Origin of the sequence: uncultured Winogradskyella sp., from assembly GCF_947498005.1 — a bacterium.
Taxonomy (GTDB): Bacteria; Bacteroidota; Bacteroidia; order Flavobacteriales; family Flavobacteriaceae; genus Winogradskyella.
In genome coordinates this window covers 245,553-257,155 of sequence record NZ_CANMIW010000006.1, presented here as the reverse complement: position 1 = coordinate 257,155, position 11,603 = coordinate 245,553, and the positions used below count along the sequence as shown (strand labels likewise).

13 protein-coding genes are annotated in these 11,603 nt (G+C 31.2%); 8 read left to right on the top strand and 5 right to left on the bottom strand.

Features of this window, described 5'->3' with window-relative positions; genetic code table 11:
* Window positions 1–3 precede the first annotated feature (3 nt).
* The 8 genes from Q0891_RS12655 (at window position 4) to Q0891_RS12620 (ending at window position 8,155) form a co-directional block, all read left to right on the top strand.
* Window positions 4–1,302, top strand: a complete 1,299-nt coding sequence (locus tag Q0891_RS12655; RefSeq protein WP_299102145.1) for a DUF2254 domain-containing protein — start codon at window positions 4–6, stop codon at window positions 1,300–1,302.
* Window positions 1,303–1,552: 250 nt separating this feature from the next.
* Window positions 1,553–2,767 carry an NAD(P)/FAD-dependent oxidoreductase gene (locus Q0891_RS12650; RefSeq protein ID WP_299102144.1) on the top strand — a complete coding sequence of 405 codons (1,215 nt, stop codon included), beginning with the start codon at window positions 1,553–1,555 and terminating at the stop codon, window positions 2,765–2,767.
* Window positions 2,767–3,300 carry a DUF1697 domain-containing protein gene (locus Q0891_RS12645; RefSeq protein WP_299102143.1) on the top strand — a complete coding sequence of 178 codons (534 nt, stop codon included), beginning with the start codon at window positions 2,767–2,769 and terminating at the stop codon, window positions 3,298–3,300. Before Q0891_RS12650 ends, Q0891_RS12645 begins: the two co-directional genes overlap by 1 nt.
* Before the next feature lie 6 nt (window positions 3,301–3,306).
* Complete coding sequence (locus Q0891_RS12640) at window positions 3,307–4,407, top strand: diphosphomevalonate decarboxylase (RefSeq protein ID WP_299102142.1); 1,101 nt, start codon at window positions 3,307–3,309, stop codon at window positions 4,405–4,407.
* Window positions 4,408–4,441: 34 nt separating this feature from the next.
* The gene (locus tag Q0891_RS12635; protein ID WP_299102141.1) at window positions 4,442–5,371 is read left to right on the top strand and encodes a mevalonate kinase; all 930 of its coding nucleotides are present in this window, start codon (window positions 4,442–4,444) and stop codon (window positions 5,369–5,371) included.
* Between the two features lie 49 nt (window positions 5,372–5,420).
* Entirely contained in the window at window positions 5,421–6,323 is a 903-nt protein-coding gene (locus Q0891_RS12630) for a geranylgeranylglycerol-phosphate geranylgeranyltransferase (protein WP_299102139.1), read from the top strand.
* Complete coding sequence (locus Q0891_RS12625; RefSeq protein ID WP_299102138.1) at window positions 6,324–7,271, top strand: carbon-nitrogen hydrolase family protein; 948 nt, start codon at window positions 6,324–6,326, stop codon at window positions 7,269–7,271.
* A gap of 41 nt (window positions 7,272–7,312) precedes the next feature.
* Window positions 7,313–8,155, top strand: a complete 843-nt coding sequence (locus tag Q0891_RS12620) for a pseudouridine synthase (RefSeq protein WP_299102137.1) — start codon at window positions 7,313–7,315, stop codon at window positions 8,153–8,155.
* A 3-nt stretch (window positions 8,156–8,158) separates the two neighbouring features.
* On the opposite strand, the gene Q0891_RS12615 is transcribed toward Q0891_RS12620, so the two are convergent.
* The 5 genes from Q0891_RS12615 to Q0891_RS12595 form a co-directional block, all read right to left on the bottom strand.
* Window positions 8,159–9,172, bottom strand: coding sequence for a transglutaminase domain-containing protein (locus tag Q0891_RS12615; RefSeq protein ID WP_299102136.1), 1,014 nt, complete (start codon window positions 9,170–9,172; stop codon window positions 8,159–8,161).
* 45 nt (window positions 9,173–9,217) lie between these two features.
* Window positions 9,218–9,652, bottom strand: coding sequence for a carboxypeptidase-like regulatory domain-containing protein (locus Q0891_RS12610; RefSeq protein ID WP_299102135.1), 435 nt, complete (start codon window positions 9,650–9,652; stop codon window positions 9,218–9,220).
* Between the two features lie 234 nt (window positions 9,653–9,886).
* Window positions 9,887–10,648, bottom strand: coding sequence for a thioredoxin family protein (locus tag Q0891_RS12605; RefSeq protein ID WP_299102134.1), 762 nt, complete (start codon window positions 10,646–10,648; stop codon window positions 9,887–9,889).
* An 8-nt stretch (window positions 10,649–10,656) separates the two neighbouring features.
* Window positions 10,657–11,160 (bottom strand): TlpA disulfide reductase family protein, encoded by a 504-nt coding sequence (locus Q0891_RS12600; RefSeq protein ID WP_299102132.1) that lies wholly within the window; start codon window positions 11,158–11,160, stop codon window positions 10,657–10,659.
* Between the two features lie 135 nt (window positions 11,161–11,295).
* The gene (locus Q0891_RS12595; protein WP_299102129.1) at window positions 11,296–11,559 is read right to left on the bottom strand and encodes a hypothetical protein; all 264 of its coding nucleotides are present in this window, start codon (window positions 11,557–11,559) and stop codon (window positions 11,296–11,298) included.
* Window positions 11,560–11,603 lie beyond the last annotated feature (44 nt).

Here is an 11,603-nt window from a genome sequence, read left to right as displayed (position 1 = left end):
TTTATGATAAGTTTTCTACGCAAATCATTTAAGTTTATATATCAACTTGAAGCTAAAATTGCATTCTATCCCACGATTATAAGTATAGCAGGTATTGTTTTTGCATTTTTTATGTTTTATTTAGAAAGTCATGGCATATCAAAGATGCTTTCTAAACACGCGCCTATTTTAGTTGTTAATGATACAGATATTGCACGTAGCTTATTAACAACCTTTGTTGCTGGGCTAATCTCAATCATGGTATTTAGTTTCTCTATGGTAATGATTTTGTTAAATCGAGCATCAAGCAACTTTTCTCCTAGAGTTTTGCCAGGTTTAATATCTAATAGGCGACATCAAATTATCTTAGGTATTTATAATGCTTCATTATTATACTGCATTTTTACGTTAGTAGGTATAGAGCCTGTAAGACAGGAGTATCAGTTGCCTGGTTTTTCGGTTCTAATTTCTATTTTTTTCATGACAGTATGTTTAGGCGCTTTCATATATTTTATACATTCTATTTCTCAAGAAATTCAGGTAAATAATATAATGAGCAGAATTTTTACTACGGCTAAAAATAGATTGGTAGATTTAATTGATAGTCAAAGTGAAAGTGTGATAGAATTTCCTGATTCAGAGAATTGGAATACTTTAAGGTCAAAAAAGTCTGGTTATCTTCAGAACATATCCATAAATGCAATGGCTCAAATTGCAAAAGAACATAATTTGCAATTCGAAATCATTCCAGCTAAAGGTACATATGTACTAAGTGAAATGCCAATTTTAAAGTATAATAATGATATCAGTGACACTCAGAAAGACGACATATTATCTAACTTTCTTTATTCAAAAGGTGAGCGTGTTGCAGATAATTATGTGTTAGCATTTAAACAGCTTACAGAAATTGCAGTAAAGGCAATGTCACCAGGTATAAATGATCCAGGTACTGCTTTAAACGCCATAGATTATATTACAGAATTATTTCTTATTCGATTAAAAAAGAAGGATTGTGCTTATTGTTTAGATGACGATGAAAAACCACTAATATTAATAAACACAATAAATTTTGAAGATTTACTTTACAATGTCATGGTCGCCTTTAGAACATATGGAAAGGGTGATGTTATAATTGTACAAAAGCTATTATTAATGATTAAGTTGTTACTAAGTAGTCAAAATTCGGTTGTAGAATATTATAAAGAACTCTTAAGGAAAGAAACCAATAATTTATATGAAGATGCTTCTCGGAGTCTTAAAAATACTTCAGATTTAGAGCATGTTACGCAACAATTTGAAGCTATTAAGAAAAATTTATTCTAACTTTTTTCTCCATTGTTTATCATGTTTATGTCAAAGAAGAGTTTTCCATCATCAGTATCAATAGTTAAGCTGTAGTTTATGGAGCTCCATAGAGAAGATAGTTAAAGAGGCGACTTATATATTGCTATAATTAGTAAAGGAAATATTAGTCTCTTGATGTATATCATCGTAATTTTATGTTTTTAATTAAGGTAATTTTCCTCATTTAAAATGAAAAGATTATTAACTCACAACTTCTTAAAATTGCTATTTGAATTCACATAGAGACATAATTATCATAGGAGGAGGAGCAGCAGGCTTTTTCGCCGCTATTAATATTGCGCAGCAACACCCAGAACTATCCGTTGCAATTTTAGAACGTGGAAAGGAAGGTTTACAAAAAGTAAAAATCTCTGGAGGAGGTCGCTGTAATGTAACACATGCGGAATTTACTCCATCAGAATTGGTACGCAATTATCCAAGAGGAGAAAAAGAACTTTTAGGACCTTTTCATAGTTTTATGACTGGTGATACTATCGCTTGGTTTGAAGAACGAGGTGTAGAATTAAAAATTGAAGAAGATGGTAGAATGTTTCCGGTTTCAAATTCATCTCAAACGATTATAGATTGTTTCCTTTCTGAAGCACAAAAACATAACGTTGAGGTGCTTTATAATTATTCAGTGAAAGCGATAAAAGCCAATGAAACCAATTTTTCTATTGAAACAAATCATAACGCAATAGATTGTAATAAACTCGTCATTGCCACAGGAAGTAATCCTAAAATATGGAATCTACTAGCAGATTTAGGACATACAATTATTCAACCAGTGCCATCACTATTTACATTTGATATTAAGGATAAACGTATCAAAGATATTCCTGGTGTTGTTGCCAAAAACACTGAAATAAAAGTCGTAGGAACCGATTTAGAATCTAATGGACCATTGCTCATTACGCATGTTGGTATGAGTGCGCCAGCTATTTTAAAATTGTCTGCTTTTGGTGCAGTGGAATTAGCAAAACGAAATTATAATTTTAAGATTGAAGTGAATTTTATCAGTTTAGATTTTGATAGTTGTTTAACTGAGCTTAAAAATTACAAACAAGAATTTGCTAAGAAAACATTAATCAATTATACGCAATTCAATATACCAAAGCGACTTTGGAAACAATTGGTTTTAGCCTCTAATATTAGTGAAAACGAACGTTGGGCAGATATTAATAAACAGCAATTAGAAAATTTAGCATCACAATTAACCAAAGCAATTTTTGAAGTGACAGGAAAAAGCACATTTAAAGAAGAATTTGTAACAGCTGGAGGTGTAGATTTAAAAGATGTTAATTTTAAAACCTTTGAGAGTAAACGAATTCCTAATCTTTATTTTGCAGGTGAAGTAATAAATGTAGATGCGGTAACAGGTGGTTTTAATTTTCAGAATGCATGGACAGGCGCTTATATTGTGTCACAATCTATTAACAAATAATGCATACTTATATCGCACTGTTAAGAGGAATTAATGTTGGTGGACACAAAAAAGTGCCAATGGCAGAGTTAAGAGAATTATTAACGAATTCTGGCCTGCAAAACGTAAAGACATATATACAAAGTGGTAACGTTATTTTTCAATCTTTAGAAAGAAGCAGTAATATTTTAGAAGACACAATTCAAAAAGTCATTTTAAAACATTTTGATTTTCAAGTTCTAGTAATAATAAAAACTAGAGCAGAACTTTTATTAATCTATAATAATTGTCCATTTTTAGATTCGAAGAAGACAGATAGTTATTTTGTAATACTTAACGAAATTCCAGAGGCTCTTGTGGTGGAAAATGCTTCAGAAAAAACATACCCAAATGACGAGTATGTGATATTCAATGATTGTATTTATTTGTTTTGTGCTAACGGCTATGGTCGTTCAAAATTCAATTTAAATTATTTTGAGAAAAAATTAAATGTCATTGCAACAGCAAGAAATTATAAAACAATGCTAAAACTCTTATCTTTGTCGGATATATAGTAAGCAATGACTGAACAAGACTTTATTCTTAAAACTTATAATTCTAAAATAGAAAACGGTTCCGTAAAATGGGCTTCTCCAAGTAATATCGCTTTGGTTAAATATTGGGGAAAAAAGAAGCATCAAATTCCAGAAAACCCTTCGATTAGCTTTACACTTTCGGATTGTAAAACCATAACCGAAATAACGTATTCTAAAAAGAACGAAGACGGTTTTAGTTTTGATGTTTATTTTGAAGGAGAGAAGAATGAAGCCTTCAAGCCTAAAATTAAAACATTTTTTGAGCGTATTGAAGTCTATATGCCTTTTTTAAAGGAGTATCACTTCAAGATTGAAACCACAAATACATTTCCACACAGTTCAGGTATTGCTTCTTCCGCTTCTGGCATGAGCGCAATTGCGTTGTGTTTAATGAGTATTGAAAAAGAGCTAAAAACTGATGATGGCAATTCTAAAATAGATAACAAATCTTATTTCAACCAAAAAGCCTCATTTTTGGCTAGATTAGGATCAGGTAGCGCATGCCGCAGTATTGAAGGAGAAATTGTAGTTTGGGGAGAAAATGAAACTTTTACTCAAAGTTCAGATTTATATGGTGTAAAGTTTGAAGGTGATGTACATTCCAATTTTAGTAATTATCAAGATGCTATTTTACTGGTAGATAAAGGTGAAAAACAAGTGAGTAGCACAGTTGGTCATCAGTTAATGTATGGTCATCCTTTTGCAAAAGAGCGTTTTGCCCAAGCGCATGATAATTTGGCGAAATTGAAAACCATTTTGGCTTCAGGTGATTTAAATGAGTTTATTAAAATTGTAGAAAGTGAAGCACTTACATTGCATGCTATGATGATGACAAGCATGCCTTATTTTATTTTAATGAAACCTAATACTTTAGAAGTAATAAATAAAATTTGGGCTTACAGAGAAAAAACAGAATCTAAAGTTTGTTTTACGCTAGATGCTGGTGCAAATGTTCATGTGCTTTATCCTGAAAATGAAAAGGAAAATGTGCTAGAATTTATTAAGAATGAATTGGTTAGCTATTGCCAAAACGGTCAATACATTTGTGACCAAATCGGACAAGGCGCAAACCAAATACAATTATAATACGTATATTTGTTAAAGTAATTGCTCTCAAATCATGAAAGGACCACTATTTTATTCAAAAATTCTATTATTCGGAGAATATGGAATTATAAAAGATTCTAAAGGCTTATCAATACCTTATAATTTCTATAATGGAGCACTTAAGGTAGATAAAAATCCTACTGAGGAAGCTGTGAAATCTAATGAGAGTTTAGTGCGCTATGTTGCATATTTAAAGGATTTAGATAAAGAATTAGTGTCTTTTGATATTACTACTTTGCAGAGTGATGTAAATAAAGGTATGTATTTTGATTCTTCCATTCCACAAGGTTATGGTGTAGGTAGTAGCGGTGCACTAGTGGCTGCGATTTATGATAAATATGCGTCAGATAAGATTACAGTTTTAGAAAATCTTACTCGAGAAAAATTGCTAAAATTAAAAATGATTTTTTCTGAAATGGAATCTTTTTTCCACGGAAAATCGTCTGGATTAGATCCTTTAAATAGTTATTTAAGCCTTCCAATCTTAATTAATTCTAAAGATAATATAGAAGCTACAGGTATTCCATCGCAACAAACCGATGGTAAAGGTGCCGTATTTTTATTAGATAGTGGTATTGTTGGTGAAACTGCGCCAATGGTAAGTATTTTTATGGAAAACATGAAGAATGAAGGTTTCCGTAGTATGCTTAAAGACCAATTTATAAAGCACACAGATGCTTGTGTAGATGATTTCTTAAAAGGTGATATAAAGTCATTATTTCATAATACTAAACAACTATCTAAAGTTGTATTAAATAACTTCAAACCAATGATTCCTTCACAATTTCATGAACTTTGGAAAAAGGGAATTGAAACCAACGACTATTATTTAAAACTTTGTGGTTCTGGTGGTGGAGGCTATATCTTAGGCTTTACAGAGAATATTGAAAAAGCAAAAGAAGCTTTAAAAGGACAAAAGCTAGAAGTAGTTTATAATTTTTAATCAAGGTCCTTTTTTGAATTTAGTTTAGCAGTTTACCAATATATAAGCCATGTTATCAAGACGGCAGAAACACATTCTTCTTAAATTTTTTAGTTTGTTTTCTGTAGTAAGAGGCTATAATATTCTTGTTATTGTTGTTGCTCAATATCTGGCTTCGGTTTATATTTTTGCACATCACAAACCCTTAAAATCTGTTTTATTAGATGTTAGTTTGCTTATGCTTGTATTAGCATCAACGGCTACTATTGCTTCAGGTTATATTATTAATAATTTCTACGATTCGGAGAAGGATTTAATTAACAAACCTAGAAAAACAATGTTAGATCGATTGGTAAGTCAAAATACCAAGCTATCTTTTTATTTTACACTTAACTTTTTAGCTGTTGTTTTTGCAAGCTACGTGTCGTTTAAAGCCGTATTATTTTTTGCGTTCTATATTTTTGCAATTTGGTTTTATTCACATCGCTTAAAAAAGCAACCTATTATAGGGAATATGGTTTCTGCTATATTAACGGTTACGCCATTCTTCGTTATTTTTATATATTATCAAAATTTTGAAAAAGTAGTTTTTGCGCATGGTATCTTTTTGTTTTTGCTCATTTCTATGAGAGAACTCACTAAAGATTTAGAAAATATAAAAGGTGATTTGGCTCTAAACTATAGAACGGTTCCAGTGGTATACGGAGAAAAAGTGTCTAAACTCATGTTAACCGTAGTTGGCGTTTCTACAATAATTTCTGCGATCTTATTAATACTATTTTTTAAGATAGGTCATATGTATTATTACTTTTATCTTAGTATCATACTATTGCTTATTTATCTCATAATTTTACTAAAATCAAATAAGAAGACTCATTACCTTATACTTCATAATATCTTAAAATTTATTATCGTAGCTGGTGTTTTATCTATTTTGTTAATTGATGTTTCAGTTGTTTTAAACCGTTTATAAATGAATCATACTTTAAAAATTGCAATGGCTCAAATAGCGCCTGTTTGGTTAGACAAAGAAGCTACATTACGCAAAATTGAAAGTTCAATAGTTGAAGCTTCAAAAGAAAATTGTGAATTAATTGTTTTTGGAGAAGCGTTATTACCAGGTTATCCATTTTGGTTAGCGTTAACAGGTGGTGCAGAGTGGGATAAAAAAGTAAACAAAGAATTACATGCACATTACGTTAAAAACGCTATTAGCATAGAAAAAGGAGAATTAGATGCGGTTTGTAACCTTGCTAAATCTAATAAAATAGCAATTTATTTGGGTATAATAGAACGACCTATAGATCGTGGTGGTCATAGTATTTATGCCTCTTTAGTTTATATAAATGAAATAGGTGATATCAAGTCTGTACATAGAAAATTACAACCAACTTATGACGAACGTTTAACTTGGGCACCAGGTGATGGTAATGGTTTAAAAGTGCATGCTCTCAAAGATTTTACCGTTGGCGGACTTAATTGTTGGGAAAATTGGATGCCGTTGCCAAGGACTGCATTATATGGCCAAGGAGAAAATTTACATATTGCAGTTTGGCCAGGTAGTGATCATAATACAAAAGAGATTACGCGTTTTATTGCTAAAGAATCACGCTCTTTTGTGGTTTCGGTATCGAGTTTAATGTCAAAAACAGATTTTCCTGAAAACACACCACACTTAGATGCCATACTAAAAAATGCACCAGAAAATTTAGCGAATGGAGGAAGTTGCATTGCAGGACCAGATGGCGAATGGATTATAGAACCAGTTTTACACAAAGAAGGTTTAATTATTCAAACTATAGATTTTAATCGTGTTTTAGAAGAACGTCAAAATTTTGATCCGGTTGGTCATTATTCTCGACCAGATATTACTAAACTAACCGTAAACACTGAACGACAAACAACTGTAGAAATTAAGTAGTTAATATCAACTATTGTTATACCTTTGCGAAAAATTACAACATGAGCAGAAATCAAGATAGCAAGGGAAAAGGGAAAACTTCAGGAAGAGGAAATGCTAATAGTAAAAACAAAAGTTTTACTAGAGGAAATGCTCCTTTTAAAAAGAAACCGAAACCTGCGAAGCAAGCATCTAATTCAGATGAAATCCGTCTGAATAAGTACATAGCTAATTCTGGTATGTGTTCTCGTAGAGAAGCAGATGAAAATATTGCTATTGGTTTAGTGACTGTTAATGGTAAAATTGTCACTGAAATGGGTTATAAGGTTAAGCGTTCTGATGAGGTTAAGTTTGATGGACAACGTATTACACCAGAAGCAAAAGTGTATGTGTTATTAAATAAGCCAAAAGGATTTGCGACAACAACAGCAGAAGGAAAAGGAAGAACTGTAATGGATTTGGTTGCAAATGCAACTAGTGCAAATATAAAGCCAATAGGTCGGTTAGGTAGAAATTCTTTAGGGTTATTGCTGTTTACCAACGATGATAAAGTGGTACAAAAATTTACCAACTCCAAAAATGGTGTAGCACGATTGTTTCAAGTTGAGTTAGATAAGAACTTAAAATTTGAAGACTTAAAAAAGATACAAGAAGGATTTAAAGTTGAAGGGAAACTCGTTGCAGTAGAAGAGATTAGTTATATACAAGGCGAATCTAAAAACCAAGTAGGTATAAAGATCAAAAATACTGGTAACACTATTCTTCGTACTATTTTTGATCATTTTAATTACGACCTCGTAAAAATTGATTGTGTAGCAATTGGTCACTTAACCAAAAAAGATATTCCTCGTGGTCACTGGAAACATTTAACTGAGCAAGAAGTGAATACTTTAAAAATGCTTTAATATTCAGCTTTTTATTTTAAAAGTATACGTTGCAATTAAATGGTCTTCTAGATATAAGTGAACATCATAAAAGCCCTTTTTTGTGAATTGGTGTTCTATTTTTAAGGTTGAATTTTGAACGGAAATATTCATAGGTTCGATTTTTTCAATACTTGTGCCATTATCAATTTTAAATACAACAGCCTTTGGTTGAATCTGTTTTTTTAGTTGATATTCAAACCTTACATTTTCAAAGCGTTTAATAGTTTGATGCATTTCTTTAGGAAGGATATGATTATCTAATCTTTCATAAGCTTTGCCATAAATAATAGGTGCAGCTAAAAATTCTTTAAAGGTAGCTGCATTATCTTCTATAAGCGACCATTTTTCATCAACCGGAAAATGATTTACTGCAAACAGTTTTGGTTCAGCTAAAAAGAAACCATTGTTATATTGAAAGCTAAAACTATTTGTCTTGGGATTAGGAATACCACTAGCCCAAGTAGGATCGCATAAATACCATTTATCATTTAGTTTTACCGCATTCCAAGAATGATTAGGTAAGTCTAATGTTTCAATATTTGTTGTGCTTACTCTACCATATCCTTGAATAATGTTGCATTTTATATTGGCAAGATTGGCGAGTTCTCGCACTAAATAAGCGTAACCTGTGCAAATTGTTGTATTATGTTTTAGTAATTTTTTGAAAAGCTTTTTTTTGAAGTTATCATTCCAGTTTTTAAGCTTTATGCTATCATTTTTAAGACGATGACGTTGGTGTTTATTTCTTAGATATAGACTATAATTATTAGAAATATTATGACAAACCCAAAAATAAATAGATCTGAATTTTTCCGCATCTGTATCTAAATCGTTTGTCAATTGAAAAGCTAATTTTGGTAAATTATAAAGCCCTTCATTAGTGTAAGACAAAGCTATGCTATCTGCTTTTTTAAAATCTATGTGATTAAAATCAGAGATTTGCGCAAAAGAATGATTTGCAGTAATGAAGAGCAAGATTTTTATTATCGTTTTCAAATAATGAATCTAAAATTAAATTAAAGATGTTTATGGGTTTTGTAATTAATCCTTACGTTTAGATTTGTACGGTTTGCCAGCATCTAAAGTACCAATCATAGTTACAGCATCTAAAGTCAACTTTAATGTAATAAACGATGTATCTTCTTTTATTACTACTTTTTGAGTTTCATAACCTATGTAACTAAAAAGCAAAACATCTCCTACATTCAATTTTTTAGGAAATGTAAATTCGCCTTTTTCGTTGGTTGTTGTGCCATTGACTGTGCCTTCTTGCACAATGTTTACACCAAGTAGTACATCTGTTTCGTCGCTAACGATGCCTTTAATAATGCGTTCCTTTGTAATTGATGTTGCCTTGTTTTCGTTTTCTGTTTGCCCGAAAATAGGATTACTTATAAAATAAGTAAGTAGCAAAAGGCCAATAAAACTAAAAGTAGTCAAATGATTTTTTTGAGGTAATCTAACATGTTGTTTCATAATATCTGTGTTTTGTTTCCTTCAAATCTAGATGTTATGCTTACAAGTTAATAATAGTTTTGAGTAACAGCAACCAATGAATTAGTAAAGTAGTGTTTTTGGTCAGTGAAGCTTTTAAAGTAATATTAAAATTAGCCAAGTTCTATTTCAAATTTTAATAAAAAAAAAGTACTCTCGTTACATTTAAAACTCGAGTACTTTGCTATCAATCAATCAATTTATAATTTTTCTATATTACATTGTGCTTGCTTTAATTGGGCAGCCAATTGCTTTTGTAAGATTAGGACTTGGCTTTTCACCTTTTTCTAATGCAGCTATTGCATCTTCAACATATTTTACCTTTACATTTTCTGATGATTTAGCGTTGTCATCAATAGATCCAATGTATTGTACTTTTCTTTCGTTATCTAATAAAAACACATGAGGTGTTCTTACAGCACCATATTGAGGATATATTTTCTGACCTTCATCAACTAAATATGCAAATGTAAACCCTTTGTCTTTAGCACGTGTTTGCATTGCAGCATAACCTTCTTTTTCGTTTTCAGGGCTGTTAGGATTAATAGCAATAACAGAATAGCCTTTAGGTGCATATTCGTTATGTAATTTTATTAAACGGTCTTCGTAAAGTTTAGCAAACGGACATTCATTACAAGTAAAGGTTACGATATAACCTTTGGCATTTTCTATACTAGCTAAAGACACCATTTCGCCATCTACGTTTTTGAGGCTGAAATCGGTAGCAACATCTCCAATTTTATAGCCACCAATCTCTTCTAAAGTTTTAGTTTGCTCTGGTCCATGTCCACCACCTGGAGGAGGTCCTTTTCGATCTCCTTTGCCTTTAGGTGGATGCCCTTTAGGTGGATGCCCATTTGGATCATGTTTTTGGTTTTCAGTTATTGTTTCTTCAGAGTTGCTAGCCTTGTCTTTACAAGAAACTAATGCAGTTGTAGATAAGACAACAGCAGCTATTAATACACTTATTTTTTTCATTCTAATTATTAATTAAAGTTTTGATAAATTTCATTCTCTAAGTCGTTAATATTTTCGAAAGCGCGTTCATAAAATAAACGCTTTTCATTATTATAGATTATGGTAAAAGGAATTGAGCCAGACCAATTAGGGTCTATTTTGTCAATCCAAGTATTAGAGTCAGGATCGTCTAGTAAAACAACATTTGCAGAAATGTTATTTTCTATTAAAAAAGGTTTGAGTTGTGTGTCAATGTCTTTTGGGAAATCTAAACTTACTAATAACAATTCTACATCCGTATTTTCATTCGCATATTGTTGTAAATAAGGTAATTCTTTTACACAAGGAGCACACCACATAGCCCAAAAGTTCACAATGGTTACATTGCTACTTTCAGTATAGAGTTGTGGTTCTAATTGATCAAAGTTATAGACCTTAACCTCGGAAATCTCCGTTTTTTTAGGTGCATTACAACTCGTTATTAAACAAATAAAAAAAACTAGAAAAGATAGTCTTTGAAATTTTATTTTCATCAAATGAGAATAGTTTCTCATTAGACTTTATTAGTAACAAAAGGTTTAATTAAGCCTGAGATTTTTTCCTTTTTATAGAAAAACGGTGGAATTGAATAAAATTTTTCTATTTGAGATTCAGTAAAGGTGGTGCAGTTATGCGTTTTTTGAATCTTTATTATATTTTTTATGAACGATATTCTTTTTTGCTAAAATCGCGTAGAATTTTCTTGGCGAAATTTTTAAGTCTTTGGTTATATCACTCACTTTCTTTTTGCCTTTTTTATATAGCTTTAAATTATCGTTTACCTTTTTATTGAAGTAGTGTTTCTCTAACCTTTCAACGATTTGTGTTTCGGTTAGATTAGATTGATTAGCATATTTTTCTATTTCAGATTTAATGCTGGCTAAATTACTCATGAGTTTTGTTTTTAACGTTCTGTCGTAGGAAGCACTAACATTCT

What these genes read in the sequence shown, in the direction of transcription:
- Q0891_RS12625 (WP_299102138.1), top strand. Translation starts at nt 6,324, where the DNA reads ATGAATCATACTTTAAAAATTGCAATGGCTCAAATAGCGCCTGTTTGG.
- Q0891_RS12610 (WP_299102135.1), bottom strand. Translation starts at nt 9,652, where the DNA reads ATGAAACAACATGTTAGATTACCTCAAAAAAATCATTTGACTACTTTT.
- Q0891_RS12655 (WP_299102145.1), top strand. Translation starts at nt 4, where the DNA reads ATGATAAGTTTTCTACGCAAATCATTTAAGTTTATATATCAACTTGAA.
- Q0891_RS12600 (WP_299102132.1), bottom strand. Translation starts at nt 11,160, where the DNA reads ATGAAAATAAAATTTCAAAGACTATCTTTTCTAGTTTTTTTTATTTGT.
- Q0891_RS12640 (WP_299102142.1), top strand. Translation starts at nt 3,307, where the DNA reads ATGACTGAACAAGACTTTATTCTTAAAACTTATAATTCTAAAATAGAA.
- Q0891_RS12635 (WP_299102141.1), top strand. Translation starts at nt 4,442, where the DNA reads ATGAAAGGACCACTATTTTATTCAAAAATTCTATTATTCGGAGAATAT.
- Q0891_RS12595 (WP_299102129.1), bottom strand. Translation starts at nt 11,559, where the DNA reads ATGAGTAATTTAGCCAGCATTAAATCTGAAATAGAAAAATATGCTAAT.
- Q0891_RS12645 (WP_299102143.1), top strand. Translation starts at nt 2,767, where the DNA reads ATGCATACTTATATCGCACTGTTAAGAGGAATTAATGTTGGTGGACAC.
- Q0891_RS12605 (WP_299102134.1), bottom strand. Translation starts at nt 10,648, where the DNA reads ATGAAAAAAATAAGTGTATTAATAGCTGCTGTTGTCTTATCTACAACT.
- Q0891_RS12630 (WP_299102139.1), top strand. Translation starts at nt 5,421, where the DNA reads ATGTTATCAAGACGGCAGAAACACATTCTTCTTAAATTTTTTAGTTTG.
- Q0891_RS12620 (WP_299102137.1), top strand. Translation starts at nt 7,313, where the DNA reads ATGAGCAGAAATCAAGATAGCAAGGGAAAAGGGAAAACTTCAGGAAGA.